14 protein-coding genes and 1 pseudogene are annotated in these 16681 nt (G+C 59.1%); 9 read left to right on the top strand and 6 right to left on the bottom strand.

Features of this window, described 5'->3' with window-relative positions; all coding sequences use genetic code 11:
* Positions 1–685 precede the first annotated feature (685 nt).
* Positions 686–4186, bottom strand: a complete 3501-nt coding sequence (locus tag C440_RS00310) for an Eco57I restriction-modification methylase domain-containing protein (protein WP_008317146.1) — start codon at positions 4184–4186, stop codon at positions 686–688.
* Positions 4187–4823: 637 nt separating this feature from the next.
* Positions 4824–5186, bottom strand: coding sequence for a hypothetical protein (locus C440_RS00315; protein ID WP_008317147.1), 363 nt, complete (start codon positions 5184–5186; stop codon positions 4824–4826).
* Positions 5187–5594: 408 nt separating this feature from the next.
* On the opposite strand from C440_RS00315, the gene C440_RS00320 reads away from it, so the two are divergent.
* The 6 genes from C440_RS00320 to C440_RS00340 all read left to right on the top strand — a co-directional run bounded on the left by C440_RS00320 (position 5595) and on the right by C440_RS00340 (position 9728).
* Positions 5595–5954, top strand: coding sequence for a group I truncated hemoglobin (locus C440_RS00320; protein WP_008317149.1), 360 nt, complete (start codon positions 5595–5597; stop codon positions 5952–5954).
* A 198-nt stretch (positions 5955–6152) separates the two neighbouring features.
* Positions 6153–6962, top strand: a complete 810-nt coding sequence (gene dacZ, locus C440_RS00325; protein WP_008317151.1) for a diadenylate cyclase — start codon at positions 6153–6155, stop codon at positions 6960–6962.
* Position 6963: 1 nt separating this feature from the next.
* Positions 6964–7818: a mechanosensitive ion channel domain-containing protein gene (locus tag C440_RS00330; RefSeq protein ID WP_008317153.1), complete on the top strand. Its 855-nt coding sequence runs from the start codon at positions 6964–6966 to the stop codon at positions 7816–7818.
* A gap of 92 nt (positions 7819–7910) precedes the next feature.
* Complete coding sequence (locus C440_RS17940; protein WP_008317155.1) at positions 7911–8426, top strand: hypothetical protein; 516 nt, start codon at positions 7911–7913, stop codon at positions 8424–8426.
* Between the two features lie 24 nt (positions 8427–8450).
* A complete protein-coding gene (locus C440_RS17945; RefSeq protein WP_008317157.1) occupies positions 8451–8621 on the top strand; it encodes a hypothetical protein in 171 nt (56 codons plus the stop codon).
* Positions 8622–8690: 69 nt separating this feature from the next.
* Entirely contained in the window at positions 8691–9728 is a 1038-nt protein-coding gene (locus tag C440_RS00340) for a sensor histidine kinase (RefSeq protein ID WP_049915073.1), read from the top strand.
* A 21-nt stretch (positions 9729–9749) separates the two neighbouring features.
* Here the strand turns inward: C440_RS00340 and C440_RS00345 are convergent, their stop codons facing one another.
* Both C440_RS00345 and purD read right to left on the bottom strand, forming a co-directional pair.
* The gene (locus C440_RS00345; protein ID WP_008317160.1) at positions 9750–10289 is read right to left on the bottom strand and encodes an acyltransferase; all 540 of its coding nucleotides are present in this window, start codon (positions 10287–10289) and stop codon (positions 9750–9752) included.
* A gap of 117 nt (positions 10290–10406) precedes the next feature.
* Positions 10407–11693: a phosphoribosylamine--glycine ligase gene (purD, locus tag C440_RS00350; protein WP_008317161.1), complete on the bottom strand. Its 1287-nt coding sequence runs from the start codon at positions 11691–11693 to the stop codon at positions 10407–10409.
* A 79-nt stretch (positions 11694–11772) separates the two neighbouring features.
* Between purD and C440_RS16935 the strand changes: the two are divergent.
* Positions 11773–12111 (top strand): annotated as a pseudogene (locus tag C440_RS16935) (prolyl oligopeptidase family serine peptidase); the annotation flags it as partial.
* Positions 12112–12191: 80 nt separating this feature from the next.
* Positions 12192–14300 carry a thioredoxin domain-containing protein gene (locus tag C440_RS00360; RefSeq protein WP_008317164.1) on the top strand — a complete coding sequence of 703 codons (2109 nt, stop codon included), beginning with the start codon at positions 12192–12194 and terminating at the stop codon, positions 14298–14300.
* Positions 14301–14329: 29 nt separating this feature from the next.
* Here C440_RS00360 and C440_RS00365 read toward each other — a convergent pair whose 3' ends face one another.
* Both C440_RS00365 and C440_RS00370 read right to left on the bottom strand, forming a co-directional pair.
* Complete coding sequence (locus tag C440_RS00365; RefSeq protein ID WP_008317165.1) at positions 14330–15058, bottom strand: hypothetical protein; 729 nt, start codon at positions 15056–15058, stop codon at positions 14330–14332.
* A 137-nt stretch (positions 15059–15195) separates the two neighbouring features.
* Complete coding sequence (locus C440_RS00370) at positions 15196–15576, bottom strand: thioredoxin domain-containing protein (protein ID WP_049915074.1); 381 nt, start codon at positions 15574–15576, stop codon at positions 15196–15198.
* A gap of 159 nt (positions 15577–15735) precedes the next feature.
* On the opposite strand from C440_RS00370, the gene C440_RS00375 reads away from it, so the two are divergent.
* The gene (locus C440_RS00375; RefSeq protein WP_008317169.1) at positions 15736–16656 is read left to right on the top strand and encodes a PLP-dependent cysteine synthase family protein; all 921 of its coding nucleotides are present in this window, start codon (positions 15736–15738) and stop codon (positions 16654–16656) included.
* Positions 16657–16681: the final 25 nt, after the last annotated feature.

Here is a 16681-nt window from a genome sequence, read left to right on the forward strand (position 1 = left end):
TCGTTATAGAAACACGCTCCAAAGACGTTCATAGTAGGCGGCGTCATCGGATACAAACACAACAGGAAGAACAGAAGAATGGAGGGTAACCACTCGTTCATCGGATGGTTACTCAAAGGGAGGACTATAGGAGGGTTTCTACTAACGGGGTTTAATACCGTGTTTCTATCCGATGAGGCCGCTGTTAGAGTACGTTAGTGTAAACACGTCTTCTAAACACGAGGCTCAAACAGCAGGGGGATACCCTACGTGTTACTACTGAGGGGATGTGTGTGACATGCTTGACACACCATATGTGGCACAGAAACCATGGGATTAAATTGTGTATTTGTCTTATATTTTTAGAGTATTGGTTGTGTTTGTAACTTTCTCATTTGGGGGCCACACATCGAGTTTCGTGAGATTTAGCCGCGGTTATGGTGCCACCTTCCATGGAGAGGGGAATTCCGCCTCTGAAAAAGGAACAAAATTGTGTTTGTCGACTTCCCTGTACTGGCCCACTCTTCCCGAACTCAGTACCAACAATGGCAGGCTTCCCCCGGCCCCATCGGATGACAGCAAGAGGTAAAGAAGAGATACAACATGAACTTTTCACCGGGGACGGCATTTCGACCCTTGATACCAACAGAACTATCGGTCTACCGAGCCCCGTGAAGGTCTCGAAAAAGTCGGTGTTGTCGTCTTCTCACCAGACCTCCAAGAAGTCGTCCACGACTTCAACTTCGTTGTCGTCAAGGCCGTACACGTCTCGGAGAATTAGGTCGTTGAGTTCGTCTTGCAGTTGCTCGACTTCTTGTTCCAGTTCTTCTATGCGGGCCTCATCGGACTGATACTCGTCCATCAGAGCGACCACGTCCTCACCCACAGGGGTCGCTAAATTGAGTAACTCGGTGCGACCGAGACGCTTATCCTGCGCTTTGAGGAGCATGAAGACGAAGTCTCGAATCTGCTCATTTCCAAAGTCCATAGTGTGCCCCCGTTTCATCACGACTTGGTAGACCTTCTCTGAACTCACCACCATCTTGTCATTGGTCCGAATTGGGCCTTGCCGATAGTCGTCGTCGTCGAGGCTGATTGAATCAGCAAGGTCAAGAACCGTTGAATCTACCTCGCTTTCCGAAAGGTAATTTGTAATTTTTGATGTCTTAACCTCTAACTCAGTTATCTGTTCAGAGGTGTTGCGTATCTGTCTTGCAACCTGCGCGATTTTACTCTTTTCCTCACAATCGGTTTCAACCGGTAGTGGCTGGAGGAAGGTCTGTCCATAGGAGTAGTGTTTGTCCCCGAAGATGAAACTGATGTGTTTATGATAGAACTCGGTCAATTTTGAGTTCATCTGTCCACCGAAATAGAAGACGTCCTCCTCGTTGCGTGCCATCTCCTCTTTAAGATGGATACCGTACCCACCGGCAGTACCGCCACCTACGAAGTAATACAGCCCTTCAGTATCCGGAACGAAAGACGGTTGGGTTCGCAATACACCGACCATCATTTTGTCCCGTTCAAATTTCTCGATGTTTTGTTTACGGCTGAAGCCCCACCAATGCTCTTTATTTTTCCATTTTCCGCCTTCTCTACTTTTCAGAGCAGTTTCGTGAGCTTGGAAAAAGTCCCACGTTTTTGGGTACTCTGTTTGTAACTCGTCTTCGGTAAACACTCGTGCGCTACCTTTGGTAACTTTGTATGGGAAGATTACCCAACGACCACTCCAATCGGTCTTCCATCGGTCGATTTCTTTACCCTTCAGCAACCGGCGTAGGAGTTTCTTTTCTACTGGGTACGGTTTGTCGCTTTCTGGTGGATTGAACTGGACTGTCCCATCCTCGTTGTCTCCGACAATTTCGCCGACGAACAATTTGTCACGTCCGGTAATAATCCCCTGAAAGACTTCGTCAGTCACGTTCTCAAGACGAGAGTCACACCGACTTTCAATTTTGTCGAAGACTTCTCGCTCATCGTCCGGCATCGGCTTCCAGATAGCCGGGGTACCTTCGTTGTCCTTTGCTAACTGGTCCTGCGAGTACTCGAATAATTCGTATCCTTCAGCATCTTTCGGCGTCCTCCACCCGTCAAGATGCCTGATTTCATCCAAGACTCCATCGTTCTTCTCAGCAAATCGCGCACATCGAACGTTGTTGCCTTCAACTACCTGTTCCCGGTCAAGAGTGAAGACGCAGGGATAGGGCGTTGGCACGTCAAACACATCTGCTTCCTTGAAATCAATCAGGCTGGTAATCGGCTCTTCGACTAACTGGTCTCGAATCGCCTTGGCGTAGTCTGCCATTACCAACCGGTCAGGGCAGATGTACGCCAGTTTCCCGTCGTCAGTTAACCAATCCACTCCACGCTCAATGAACGGCACGTAGATGTCGAAATTCTTGATTGCGCTAGCGTAATGAGAGGAGTAGATGTCTTTCATCCCGCTGAGGTTCTGGATACGAACGTATGGCGGGTTGGCTACAACAACGTCGAACTCCACGTCGTCCTTGATTCGGTCTACGGCATTTCTGTCTTCGATGAAGGACTTTGCCCGTCCGTTGTAGCCAGCGAACTGTTCGAGTCCAGACTGCATCGTCTCCGCATCCGACCCTCCAGATTTTTGCTCTCGCAGAGTCGGTGTGAGCGTGTCTGCGACGTGGACCTCGAAGCCGTCCATCGTGTAGTATGGGTCTTTCTCCGTGACCTTGTCGTAGAGGTCGATAGTGCGGAACAGGAGGTTGATTTGCGTGATGTGGGCCGCGAAGGGGTTGATGTCGATGCCGTAGACGTTCTCTTCCACTCGTTCGAGAATCGTGCGGGCCTCATCGGCGTTCAACGCATGGATACTGTTCTTGTTGAACTTCCGGAGGAAGTGCTGGATGAGGCGCTCTGTGACTTCGGTGAGGAAGGTCCCACTCCCACAGGCAGGGTCGAGGACCTTTTTTCGCCCGATACCCTCGTTCGGACGGTAGTCCACAGAGTCGAGCATGAACTGGACGACTTCGAGCGGCGTGTAGTATTCACCCAGTTCTTTACGCTCCTTCTTCGGGAGGTAGTCCTCGTAGACGTGGCCGAGGATGTCGCGGTTGACGTATCCAAAGTTGAAACGGTTGAGCCGCTTGAGGACCTTACTCAACGAGTAGTTGAGGTCGTCTTCGAGGTCGCGCTGTTTCCGCCGCTCCGTTTTCGAGAACTGACCACGCTTGTCCTTGGCGACCCACCACCAGTCGAAGATGCCGAGTTCGTAGAGGTCGGGGTAGTGGTCGTCGATTCGGTCGTAGGTGTCCATGAGCGCTTCGAGGTACGGGCGGTCCTCATCGCGTTCCAGTTCGTCGGCCATCCCTCGGGAGGAGAGCCGCGTGTGACCGACAATTTCCTTGTCCTCGGCGATACGGGCGAACAGCGCCCGGTTCAGGATGATGTATGCAGTCTCCCGGCAGAACGCTTCTTTTGCGTTCTTGCTCCGACCCGTGTATTCGCGCCACTCCTTCCAATCGGGGAACGTAGAATCCAAGAAGTCCTTGGGATAGGAGCCTTCGTCGCGTTCTCGGTAATCATCGAAGAACACCTTGAGAACGTCGGTGAGTTCGTCGAGCGAGTTCTTGACGGCCTCCAAGAACAGTTCGTACCCTTCGTCGTCGGTCCCCGGTTGGTACTGGACAGGAACTTCCTGATACGTCTCACGGAAGTACTCGGCATCGCCGAAATCTACGTACCGACTGCGATGGAGGTATTCGAGTTCACCAAGCGCATTTTGTTGGTCTTCGGAGAGATTCTCGAAGTTCGTCTTGGCTACTGCATCAACGTTGAACCCGTCGATACCACTAATCTCTCTATTTTCAGATTCGTACTCGTAGAGCCGGAACTCGTGCCCGTTAGTGAGAATCCCGTATCTCGCACTCCCGACCCCGTTCATGTAGGTTTCTAACTGTTCAACGTCATCAAGGTCGAGGTCGTGCGAGGGGCGCTTGGTTTCACAGACGATGACCGGGAACGGCGGTTCGCTGTCGTCGTAGAACAGCAGGTCCTTTCGGTCGTCCTCGAAGTTGACATGGCCCTCGCCCTCTGTTCGGGACCAATCGAGCGCGTCGGTGAACAGATGGTCTACCAGAGAATACCGAAAGTCGAACTCACTCCCTTCTTGACGTATCTCGCTATGGATAGACGAAATCGCGTCATGGAGTTCACGTAGGGGCGCATCGGACATGGTCTGCGATTCTGTTCAACATGACATAAAGTTTCATCCATGCTGGAGTTGTCCTCAAAACCAGACAAAACCGACCCATAGTTGCGCGCCGATTTACCAATTATCGCGCTCGCATTGCCGACTCGTGTGCTAACCCCCAAGCCCTATTTCGGTGTTCTCCTCTCTGCTGGCGTCTCGGCTTGCCGTCTCATCGCGTTTCACCTCTGAAGCGTCGGCCAATCCGCGCGCCAATTAACGCCCGTGAATTTCCAGCGGCGGTGGTCGGTTCCCCGTAAGGTAACTACCCAGAGGGTGTCCCCTCGGGGGGGTAACTCGTTCTAAACCGTTGAGCAGGAACTCGATGACCCCGATGTTTGTAGGAACGTGATACTGTGTTCTACGTTTGAACTGTAACACGGGAAGGGTACAGAGACACCATGCAGAGGCCGTTCTCAAAGAATTGAAGTCCAGCATCAAGTCCTCAGACAATGAAGTGAGAGCATGAAACTGACCCCGAGGGAAGTCGCGTTCCTACTGGACGAGATGAGGGACATCGAGAACGACGAGGCGCGAACCCCCTCGGTAAGGAGCGAGGCGCGTCGAATCAGGCGGAGCGCCGAGGAATCGTTAACGGGTGACTGACGGCGGCCTCATCGAGTTACTGCACTTCGATGTTTGGCTTTTCAGTCGGTTGGTATCCAGACTTTCGACACTTCAACTCGAACTGCTCGATGGCGAACGTCGTGCTATCGGTCGGGACGGATAGTTGAACTACTGTTTTCTCCTTTGTCTCCACATCTACCACTTCACTACTCACGAGGAGTGTACGGTCGGTATCTGTTCGAGGTTGGGGCGAACGGTTGTGGGCAATAGAGTACCACATCAAGCCGAAGATGCCAGTAACCCCGACGATGAGGAACCACTTGACGAAACTCCCTCCGTGCTTTCGCGCGTCGTAACCAACGCCAATAGCAGTACTAATCCAGAATAACGCGATTATGAAGAGGATGGCTCCTGACATATTCGTGTATCACTCTTCACCGCCACAAATAGTTACTTCGACCGAATTATCAATTGGTGGAAGTGAGGACAGCGACTACCGCTGTCTCGGAGAAGCAATTATAACCGTTGCCGATTATTTTGGTATCGTCGAAGTGAAAATTGGCGGGTACACGAGGGTTGGCCGTTCACGGTCGCGCCTCGCTTAGGACGCTGTGGTGTAGACCTTCGCAGGTTCGAACCCTGTCCCGCGCATTTCCTGTCCGAGCACCCACGAACGGCAAAGCCGTGAGCGACAGCGAGTACTGCAAACCGTGGGCTTCCTACTCGCTTTGTCTTTTCGTTCGACGACTTGTCCCGTCGGAACTCAAAACCGCCCCGAATTTGTTCGGGTATAAACTTAACACCGACATGACTAATTCGCGGATGGATGCAAACGTCAATCTACAGCGAAATCGGTGGCCGAGAAGCCGTCGAAGCAGTCGTGTCAGACTTTTACGACCGCGTCCTCGCCGACGGCACGGTTGCGCACTATTTCGACGACATGGACATGGCGAAACAGCACGCCCACCAAGTCCAGTTCATCAGCGCCGTCGCCGGCGGTCCCGTCGAGTACGACGGTAGAGATATGCGCGAGGCACACGCTCACCTCAGTCTCTCCGGCGACGATTTCGACGCGATTGCGAGCCACCTCGAAGCCGCGCTTCGCGCCAACGGCGTCGACGAATCGAACAGACGGGCCATTCTCGACGAGGTGGCGGCGCTCCGAGCGCCAATTCTCAATCGGTGAAATAACCCCGCTGAGTCGGGATTCGTCTGCGTGCCGTCTGCTCCCGACGACTATTTCGTCCGTCGAAACACCGTCGCCGAGGGACTCAAACGATCTACTGGCGTATTCGACAGTTCATTTCTACTGACCGTCATAAAGTGCACGCCACACGTCAGACACGACACAACCCTTTTTCTCACACAGTGTGTGTCTCCACCAATGGCGGCGCTATCCGAATTATTGGGTGACCTCGTGGCAGATGTTGACGGGCTATTCCTCTTTACGCCGAGCCACTCGCACTACGAGCGGTTCGCCGAGGCCGACGTCCCGACGGTCGTCATCGCTCCTGAGAACACGCTCGACGCCGAGACGTTCGTGGAACTGCCGCTCCAGTTCCAGAACGTCAAAGACCGAATTCGATTCGGTGTCGAGGGTGCGATGGAACAGAGTATCGTCGAGGCGGGCGACACGATTCTCTGCAACGTCGGTATCTTCGACGGCGACCCGGATTCCGTCGTCAAGGTTCGCGTCGAAGAGAACATGCGGTCGGGTATCTACGACCTCTTTGCGAACTCCCGGGCGGACCCCGGTGTCATCCGCGACGTGTTCGAAGTCGCCATCGAACTGGGTAAGAAAGGACAGAAGGGTGAACCCGTCGGCGCGCTGTTTATCGTCGGCGACGCGGGCAAGGTGATGAATAAGTCCCGGCCCCTTTCGTACAACCCCTTCGAGAAGTCCCACGTCTACGTCGGCGACCCCATCGTCAACGTGATGCTCAAGGAGTTCTCCCGGCTCGACGGCGCGTTCGTCATCTCTGACTCGGGGAAAATCGTCTCCGCGTACCGCTATCTCGAACCCTCGGCTGAGGGCGTCGATATCCCTAAAGGGCTCGGTGCGCGCCACATGGCCGGTGGAGCTATCACCCGCGACACCAACGCCACGGCTATCGTGCTCTCCGAATCTGACGGTCTCGTCCGCGCTTTCAAAGGCGGGAAAATAATTCTCGAAATCGACCCGGAGGCATACTGAGATGGGAGGGTCCGCTTCGACGCTTCTCGCCGAGCCGTCGGCTTACTCGACACACTCGCTTTTCCCGCTCCAGTCGATTGGCGGCTTCGTCGATCGGCTCATCCGCGCCGCCGGAATCCGATTTTTCGGGGTTCTCGTCATTCTGCTCTTGGGTCTGATTTTCGCCTACGTCGCCGGGACGCTCGTCCATCGACTACTCGTCCGAGTCGGCGTGCCGGAGTCGATCGAGGGAACTGCATTCGAGCGAGCCGCCCGCGACTTCGAGACCTCGACGGTCGAAATCATCTCGTGGCTCACCCGCTATTTCGTCCTCGGAACGTCGATTCTCGCCGCCCTTTCGTTCGCCGGCGTCAACTACGCCGACCAGTTTTGGACTATCGTCTTCGCGGACACGCTACCGCAATTGTTCGTCGCTATCTTGGTGCTCATCGTCGGCGTCGTCATCGGCGACAAGGTCGAACTCCTCATCGCTGAGCGATTCCGTGCGGTGAAACTCCCGCAGGTAAACATCGTCCCGCCGCTTGCGAAGTATACGGTGTTCTTCCTCGCGGCGCTCGTCGCGCTCTCGCAAGTCGGCGTCACCACGCTCCCGCTCCTCGTCCTCCTCGGGTCCTACATGCTGGGTCTCATCGTTCTCAGCGCCGTCGCGTTCCGCGACCTGCTTCGGTCCGGTGCCGCGGGAACGTATCTGCTCTTCACCCAACCGTACGGCATCGGCGACGAGATTATCGTCGGTCAGACGCGCGGCGTCGTCCAAGAGTTCGATATGTTCGTCACCCACATCGAATCCGAAGACGAGGAGTACATCCTCCCGAATGCACACGTGTTCGAGGAGGGGGTCGGCCGGGTCAGATAGCGACGCTCGCCCCCGCCACAGACACAACAATCTTCTGCCACAATTATTTACGACTGGTCTAGAGACTGTTTCATATCGGATTCCCTGAATAGATGACGCAGGACCTCCCGTCGTTGAACGTCTCTACTCCCGAACCGCCCGCCTTCGAGGCGGCCGAGACACTTCTCGGTGGCTTTCACTTGCAAGATATGCGGGAGAGCCACCTCGTCGCCTGCGACGTTGCGGCCGCCCGGTCAGCCGCGTCGGCGGCGGTCGAGCATATGGTAACGGCGTTCGGATTCGAGTTTCCGGCAGTTTCTCGGTCTCGAACCGCTCGTGCGGCCGAGTCGTTCATGCGAGCACTGTTCGTTCAGGACGAAATCGAAAACCGGGTCGCGTTCGGTGGGCGTGCCGAGCGCGGTCGCTCCGCGGACGTGTTCGTCTCGTCTCTTGGGGACGTCACCGGCGCACCGTCGATAGACGACGACCTCCGCTGGTCGGAGGTCCGAGGTCTCCTTCGAACGGTCTGTGACGACCCCGATATGGACCCAAAGTACGCGGCCCTCCACACCCGGTTTTGGCGGCGTCACGGACAGCGACACGACAGCTGGGAGACGATTGCCTGGTGAACGAATCGACTCAAACTCGCGTGTATGGTCCTGAACGCCGACGACGAGACCATCGACGACCTCTCCCAGTATTCAATCGCCGACGTACATCGTCACGACGAGTGGTCCCGTGAGAGCCTCGAACGCGACGTCTCTTCGACGGTCGATGTCGTCGCCAAGTACTACCACCGACTGTTCGACCTCCAGTCTTGTTGATACGATTCTACTGGTGGTTCGACCACCGAAAATAAGTATGCGTGGGCGAATCGTATCTCCAGAACAATTATGATGGATACCGACCCGGAGCTGTACCGCGAGGCCTTCCGAACCGCAGGTATCCCTATGTTGGTCGCAGACACGAACTTCACATTTCGGGACGTCAACGACGCGGGACTGAACTTTCTCGGGTACGACTTAGACGAGTTACTCGGTGAGTCCGTCGGACTCATCGCGGCCGACGAGGAGGTGTACTACGAAATCGCCGAGCAGATGATTGCCGGTGAGACGTGGTCCGGGGAGTTCACCGTCCGGCGAAAGGACAAACAGGTCATCTACGGACAGGGCTTTGCGACCCCGATGGTCGTCGGCGGCGCAGTCGTGGGTATCCTCGCGTTTTTCGTCGATGCCACGAAGCAACGTCGCTACGAAAACGCCTCTGAGGTGTTGAACCGACTCCTCCGACACGACCTCCGAAACGAACTCAACGTTATCTACGGATACACCCAACAGGTCGCCAGCCGAATCGAAGACGAAGACGCGCTCGAAGAACTCGAACTCGTCCAAGAGAAGGTCCTCGACATCGTCCACAAATCCGAACGGGCGCGAGACCTCCGCGAGCACTTAGAGCGGTCTCACGACGTTTCCAACCGACCAATCAAACTCAACGCGGTGTTGAACAGCACACTCGTCGATGCGATGATCGAGTTCCCCGACGCCGAGTTCGAGTTCGGAACGTTCCCCGACGTCGAGGTCCTCGCCGGCGACCTCCTCGGCCAAGTCATCGAGTGCGTCCTCGAAAACGCGGTCACGCACAACGACAAACCGACGCCGACCGTCGAAGTATCGGTGCGGCGCGACGGTGGCTACGTCATCATCCGCATCGCCGACAACGGGCCGGGCGTCCCCGACGAACAGTGCGACCTCATTTTCGGCCGCGAGGAGTACGACCAACTCCACCACGGAACGGGTATCAGCCTCTTTTTCGCCGACAACGTGATTTCGTCGTACAACGGTACCATCTGGGTCGAAGACAACGACGACGAAGCGGACGGCGCGGCTTTCTGTATTCGACTCCAAGAAGCAAAAACGACCGAAAACGAGTAACGGGTCGCTCCCAGAGACCGCTCAGTCATCGCCGACCGCGTCGTCCGACATCGGTCGCGCCGGAACGCCGGCCACAGTCTCACCCGCCGGCACGTCTCGCGTGACGAGCGAGTTCGCGGCGACTTGTGCGCCCTCGCCGATGCGGACGCCCGGTAGGATGGTCGCGTTCGCGCCGATCATCGCACGCTCGCCGACGACGACCTCGCCCGTCCGGTACTCGTCTTGGAGAAACTCGTGGCAGAGAATAACCGAGTCGTAGCCGATTATCGCGTGGTCTTCGATGGTGACGAGTTCCGGCCAGAACACGTCCGGCGTCGCCTCTAACCCCCACGAGATGCCCGTGCCGACGGTCACGCCGATTTGTCGGAGCGCCCAGTTTCGGATTTTGAGCGACGGCGCGATGCGGGCGACGAGGACGAACACGTAGTTGAGCATTACCCGCCAGACCGGCTTCGCGTCGGTCCAGTACTGAAGCGAGTTGCGCGGGCCGGGCGTCGGATGGTGGTCGATGCGGTCGTGTCGCCGCGTGGTTTCGTCGGTGTCGTCGATGTCGTCGGTCACGACAACCGATTGGGATGGGAGGATAAAAGCGCCCTCGCAATACGGACAGCAACCCCGCGACACGCCCTCACTCCGACCCGAGTACGCACTCGCGTCGCCGCGTTCGACTCCGTTCGATTACTCGCCGCGGAGCGCGGCCATGTGGTCGATGCGCTGTTGGACGAGCGCTTCGGTGCCGATGTCGTGGCGGATGTGGAACCCGTCGCCGGCGTCGGCGAGGGCGTCTTCGGCGAGCGTTTCGGCCTCGGCGATGCTGTCTGCGACGCCGACGACTGCGAACGAACGGGAAGTCGTCGTGTACAACCCGTCGTCGCGGGCGTCCACGCTCGCATAGAAGCAGAGCGCGTCGGCGTCGTCGTCGACTTCGACCTCGATTTTCGCGCCGGCGGTCGGGTCTGTCGGGTAGCCCTCCGGGACGGCGTACTTGCAGACCGTGGCTTTCTCGGCGAAGTCGAGACCCGGAAGCGACTCGCCCTCGCGGGCGGCAACGAGCACGTCGAGAAACGGCGTTTCGAGCACCGGAAGCGTGTTCATCGCCTCGGGGTCGCCGAACCGGGCGTTGAACTCGATGACCTTCGGTCCCTCGGCGGTGAGCATGAACTGGCCGTAGAGGATGCCCTTGTAGTCGGGCATCGCTTCGACCACCGCTTCGATGACCTCGACTGCGGCGTCGTAGTCGCCGTCCTCCATGAACGGGAGCGAGGGGGTTACGTCGGTGTAGCTACCCATGCCGCCGGTGTTCGGCCCTTCGTCGCCCTCGTAGGCGCGCTTGTGGTCCTGTACGGCGGGGCTGACGCGGAACTCGCCGTTGGCGACGAATGCCTGAATCGTGAACTCCTCGCCGACGAGGCGTTCTTCGAGGACGACGCGCTCGTAGTCGGAGTCTCGGAGGTACTCCTTGGCCTCTTCGGGCGTCACCTGGTCACCGATGACTTTCACGCCCTTACCGCCGGTCAGGCCTGCGGGCTTGACCGCGAGGTCGCCGTCGTAGTCGTCGATGTAGTCGCAGGCGGCTTCCATGTCGTCGAACGTGGCGAAGTCGGGGTTGCCCGGAATCTCTTCGTCGCGCATGAACCGTCGCTGGAACGCCTTGTCCGTCTCGATGCGGGCCTCGGCCGCTTGCGGGCCGAACGTGTAGACGCCGGCGTCGTCGAGTGCGTCGGAGACGCCCGCCGCTAGCCCGGATTCGGGACCGACGATTGCGAGTGTCGCATCCACGGACTCGGCGTAGGCGACGATGTCGTCCGCCGCCGTCTCCGATATCGTCTCGAATCCGTCGGCGAGGTCGGCGATGCCGGGGTTTCGGTTGCTCGCACAGGCGTACAGGTCACAATCGGGGGCGAGCGCACGGGCAATCGCGTGCTCTCGGCCGCCACCACCAACGAGGAGGACGGTCTCGCTCATACCCGCATACCCTGCGCACGAGAGTGTAAAGATTGTCCTTCTCGAAAGGTTTTCTGCACACAAACATGTATACTAGGTCCACACCTCGCTCCTCGGAGAAACGTGGACCACCGAGTACGGGTCGCCCGACGACCCTGAGGCCTACGAGTACATCCGAGAGTACTCGCCGTATCACAACGTCGAAGAGCGCGAGTATCCGGCCGTCCTCTTTACGACTGGAGAGAGTGATTCCCGCGTGGACCCGTTCCACGCCCGGAAGATGACTGCCCGGATGCAGGTCGCACAGGAAGGCGACAACCCAATTCTCCTGAAAACACGTTCGAAGACGGGCCACGGACCCGGGAAACCCATCTCGAAAGTCGTAGAAGAGAACCTCGACGGGTGGGTGTTCCTCGACGACCAACTCGACGTGTTCTGAAACGACTCGCCCACCGGCGGACTCGACGGTGACTCGCCGCCTCCACGCCGCTTTAGTTCACGGGGTCCCGACTTCGAGACATGACCAATCCGGTGGGACGCAACCGACTCGACGAGGAGCAAAGCCCGTACCTCCGTCAGCACGTGGACAACCCCGTCAACTGGCAACCGTGGGACGAGGCGGCCCTCGACGCGGCGCGCGAACAGGACAAGCCTATCTTCCTCTCTATCGGCTACTCGGCCTGTCACTGGTGTCACGTCATGGCCGACGAGAGCTTTTCGGACCCGGAAATCGCCGAGGTGCTCAACGAACACTTCATCCCGGTGAAGGTCGACCGCGAGGAACGACCCGACCTCGACCGCATCTACCAGACGATTTGCCAACTCGTCACCGGCGGCGGCGGGTGGCCGCTTTCGGTGTGGCTCACGCCGCAGGGCAAACCGTTTTTCGTCGGGACGTACTTCCCGCCGGAGCCGCGCCGCGGCGCACCCGGCTTCCGCGACCTTGTCGAAAGCTTCGCCGAGACGTGGCAGACCGACCGCGACGAGATAGAAAACCGCGCCGAACAGTGGACGCACGCTATCACCGACCGACTCGAAGAAACGCCGGACACACCGGGTGAGGCTCCCGGTTCCGAAATTCTCGACCAGACGGTACAGGCTGCACTTCGGGCGGCGGACCGCGACGACGGCGGCTTTGGCGGCGGCCCGAAGTTTCCCCAACCCGGCCGCATCGACGCGATCCTTCGCGGCTACGCAATCACTGGCCGCCGCGAGGCACTCGACGTTGCGGTCGAAGCCCTCGACGCGATGGCCAACGGCGGTCTCCGAGACCACCTCGGCGGCGGCTTCCATCGCTACTGTGTGGACAAAGACTGGACCGTCCCGCACTTCGAGAAGATGCTGTACGACCAAGCTGGTCTCGCGGCGCGCTACCTCGATGCCTATCGACTCACCGGAAACGAGTCGTACGCGGCAGTCGCCCGCGAAACGTTCGAATTCGTCCGCAGGGAACTCTCTCACGACGACGGCGGCTTCTTCGCTACGCTTGACGCCCAGTCCGACGGCGAGGAGGGGACGTTCTACGTCTGGACGCCCGAAGCCGTTCGAAGCCACCTTCCCGAACTCGAAGCCGACCTCTTCTGTGACCGCTACGGTGTCACGCCCGGCGGCAACTTCGAAAACAAGACGACCGTCCTGAACGTCTCAGCGACTCTCTCCGACCTCGCCGCGGAGTACGACCTCTCGGAAGACGAGGTCGAAGACCACCTCGAAGAAGCCAAGAAAACGCTCTTCGCCGCCCGCGCAGACCGCGAGCGACCCGCCCGCGACGAAAAGGTGCTCGCCGGCTGGAACGGACTGATGATTTCGGCCTTCGCGCAGGGCGCAGTCGCCCTCGAAGACGACTCGCTCGCCGCTGACGCCCGTCGCGCACTCGACTTCGTGCGCGAACACCTCTGGGACGAAGCATCCGAAACGCTCTCGCGGCGCGTGATGAACGGCGAGGTCAAAGGCGACGGCTATCTCGAAGACTACGCCTTCCTCGCTCGCGGTGCGTTCGACCTGTACCAAGCGACTGGCGACCTCGAACCCCTCTCGTTCGCCATCGACCTCGCACGAGCGACCAACCGCGAGTTCTACGACGCCGCCGCGGGGACGCTCTACTTCACGCCCGAGAGCGGCGAGGCACTGGTGACGCGTCCGCAAGAGGCGACAGACCAGTCCACGCCGTCGAGTCTCGGTGTCGCCACGTCGCTGTTTTTGGACCTCGAACACTTCGCCCCGGACGCTGGCTTCGGCGAGGCCGCCGACGCGGTCCTCGAATCCTACGCCAACCGCATTCGCGGCAGCCCGCTCGAACACGTCTCACTCGTGCTCGCCACCGAAAAGGCCGCCAGCGGTGTCCCGGAACTCACCGCCGCCGCCGACGAGATGCCCGACGAGTGGCGCGAAACGCTCGCCTCGCGGTACCTCCCCGGACTGGTCGTCTCTCGCCGACCCGCAACCGACGACGAACTGGACGTGTGGCTCGACGAACTCGAACTTGACGAGGCTCCGCCCATCTGGGCCGCCCGCGAGGCGACCGATGGCAAACCGACCGTCTACGCCTGCGAGAGCTTCACCTGCTCTGCGCCGACTCACGACATCGACGAGGCGTTGGCGTGGTTCACAGCGGGCGACGATGCCTGACTCAAAATAGAGACGGGTCGGAATCGGGTTCAGAGACGATGGCCGTCGTAGCGCCGTCGTAATTCTCTGATTTTTTCGGCGACTCGTTCGGCGCGTTCGGAGGTCACGCAGGGTACGGTTTTCTCTCCCTGCCACGTATCGAACACTAGCGTCGTCTCGTCCCGAATGTGGAGGTCGTTCGTCGTGAGCGCAGAACAGAGCGTCCGACTCGTTTTTCGGTCGAGCGACGATTCCACGATGTCGGTCGTGGCGAGTCGGTACGCGTGCTCGTCTGTTTCCCACCGCCCCCGGACACCTAATTCCACGAACAGTGCAGTTCTGTCGGCCAACGCCGACTGGATTGATTCGACCGTCTCGACGGGCAACGGCGGGGACTCACCCGATACCGACGATTCGTGTGGAATCGTCTTGAGCAACGCCGCGCCGTCTTGGTCGAGTAATCTGAGTCGAAATACGAAGTGCTGTCCGGCGACCGTCTGTGCTACATCGAGCAACGCAAAGAGCACGTCAGTTCCCTCGTCGTCGAGAGCGAACTGGTACGTTCGGTCGTCGGGTCGCGCCGGGTCGAGAGCCTTCAGCGACGAGAGAACCGCGGCACACTGTTCGCCGCCATCGTCCTCGTCGGTCCAGTATCGGTCGAGTTCGACGCGGACGGCGTGTGTGAGGGGGAACACCTCCGAAAAGAGCGTCTTCACGTCGCGGCCGTAGTCGTCGCTGTCGAGGATGTAGTGCGCTGGCTCCCTTTTCTCGTCGGTCATTAGCTGACACCAACCAATACGCGTTTGCCGTCTGCTCCGAGCGACACGGGGACCTGTCTTCGTCTCATCTAGTCGGCATACTCGGTCGTCTCGTATCTCTCTACCGACACTGCGGAAGGAAAATCAACCGCCAGCGCTCAGTTCGAGAGCTGTTCGGCGAGGTAGACCGCAATCGGAACGTCCTCGTTTTCGACGAACCGAGCGACTTCCTCGCCGTCGAGTTCGACGACGACCGTCGGGATGAGTTCGATACCGTACTCTTCGACGAACGGGCCGATTTTCGACCCGTCGTCGGCCTTCTCGACCGGGTAGTGTTCGATTCGCTCGGCGGGGACATCGGCGGCGTCGAGGGCCGCGGCGAAGTCGGGGAGTTGGCTCCGGCAGTCGCCGCACCAGTCGCCACCCCAAACCTTGAACGTGTAGTCGCCGTCGGCGAGGGTTTCGACGACGTCCGGGTAGGACGCGGCGTCCCACGCGGGGTTCGGTTGCATCGTTTCGAGCGTCTCGGCTTCTGCCATGCGCCGGACTACCGGCCGGACGGATTTAACCGGTCCGCTCGCGGCGGCGCTCGCCGCCCGCACCGTCGCGTTGCTTTTGATTCCGCCCCCGAATGGAAACGGTGGCCGTTTCATCCGCCTCCGCCAGTCGTTTAGGCTCGCGCTGAGAACTGACAGGCGATGGACGACAGTATCCTCGACGCTATCGGGTCGCCGCTGGTCCGAGTCGATTCCCCCGACGGCTCGACCATCGCGGCGAAGATAGAGTCGAAGAACCCGGGTGGGTCGGCGAAAGACCGTCCTGCAAAGGCGATGGTCGAAGCCGCCGAGGAAGCGGGCGATATCTCGCCGGGCGACTGCCTCGTCGAACCCACGTCCGGGAACACCGGTATCGGACTCGCCGTCGTCGCGGCGGCGAAAGGCTACGACCTGACGATTGTCATGCCGGATTCGATGTCCCCCGAGCGCCGGGAAATAATGCGTGCCTACGGGGCGGATATCGAACTCGTCTCCGGCGGCATCGCCGACGCGAAAACCCGCGCCGACGAACTCGAAGCCGAAGGGATGTACCAACTCCGGCAGTTCGAAAATCCGGCGAACCCCACGGCGCACTACCGGACGACCGCCGAGGAGATTCTCGACCAGGTCGGCGACCACCGCATCGACGCCTTCGTCGCCGGTATCGGCACCGGCGGCACGATTTCGGGGAACGGTCGCCGCCTCATAGAAGAGTTCCCGTCGATGCGCGTCGTCGGCGTCGAACCCGCCGAAAGCGCCGTCCTCTCGGGCCACGACGTCGGCGACAACGACTTTCAGGGAATGGGTCCGGGATTCGTCAGCCCCAACCTCGACACCGGTCTCTTGGACGACGTGGAAATCGTCGCGCTCGAAGATGCCGAAGCCGAATGTCGTCGCCTCGCCCGCGAGGAAGGCCTTCTCGTCGGTCAGTCGTCCGGCGCGTCACTACTCGCGGCAAAGCGCGTGGCCGAACGACTTGCCGACCCCGGCGCCGACGAGGAGTCCCAACCACTCGTGGTGACCGTCTTTTGGGACTCCGGCGAGCGCTACATGTCAACCGGAATGTTCGACGCCGAGCCGTAGAATCAGGTTTTCGATTCGGCCGCTG

Origin of the sequence: Haloferax mucosum ATCC BAA-1512 (assembly GCF_000337815.1) — an archaeon.
GTDB lineage: Archaea > Halobacteriota > Halobacteria > Halobacteriales > Haloferacaceae > Haloferax > Haloferax mucosum.

What these genes read in the sequence shown, in the direction of transcription:
- C440_RS00370 (WP_049915074.1), bottom strand. Translation starts at nt 15,576, where the DNA reads ATGGCAGAAGCCGAGACGCTCGAAACGATGCAACCGAACCCCGCGTGG.
- C440_RS17945 (WP_008317157.1), top strand. Translation starts at nt 8,451, where the DNA reads ATGGTCCTGAACGCCGACGACGAGACCATCGACGACCTCTCCCAGTAT.
- dacZ (WP_008317151.1), top strand. Translation starts at nt 6,153, where the DNA reads ATGGCGGCGCTATCCGAATTATTGGGTGACCTCGTGGCAGATGTTGAC.
- C440_RS00315 (WP_008317147.1), bottom strand. Translation starts at nt 5,186, where the DNA reads ATGTCAGGAGCCATCCTCTTCATAATCGCGTTATTCTGGATTAGTACT.
- C440_RS00330 (WP_008317153.1), top strand. Translation starts at nt 6,964, where the DNA reads ATGGGAGGGTCCGCTTCGACGCTTCTCGCCGAGCCGTCGGCTTACTCG.
- C440_RS17940 (WP_008317155.1), top strand. Translation starts at nt 7,911, where the DNA reads ATGACGCAGGACCTCCCGTCGTTGAACGTCTCTACTCCCGAACCGCCC.
- C440_RS00310 (WP_008317146.1), bottom strand. Translation starts at nt 4,186, where the DNA reads ATGTCCGATGCGCCCCTACGTGAACTCCATGACGCGATTTCGTCTATC.
- purD (WP_008317161.1), bottom strand. Translation starts at nt 11,693, where the DNA reads ATGAGCGAGACCGTCCTCCTCGTTGGTGGTGGCGGCCGAGAGCACGCG.
- C440_RS00320 (WP_008317149.1), top strand. Translation starts at nt 5,595, where the DNA reads ATGCAAACGTCAATCTACAGCGAAATCGGTGGCCGAGAAGCCGTCGAA.
- C440_RS00375 (WP_008317169.1), top strand. Translation starts at nt 15,736, where the DNA reads ATGGACGACAGTATCCTCGACGCTATCGGGTCGCCGCTGGTCCGAGTC.
- C440_RS00365 (WP_008317165.1), bottom strand. Translation starts at nt 15,058, where the DNA reads ATGACCGACGAGAAAAGGGAGCCAGCGCACTACATCCTCGACAGCGAC.
- C440_RS00340 (WP_049915073.1), top strand. Translation starts at nt 8,691, where the DNA reads ATGATGGATACCGACCCGGAGCTGTACCGCGAGGCCTTCCGAACCGCA.
- C440_RS00360 (WP_008317164.1), top strand. Translation starts at nt 12,192, where the DNA reads ATGACCAATCCGGTGGGACGCAACCGACTCGACGAGGAGCAAAGCCCG.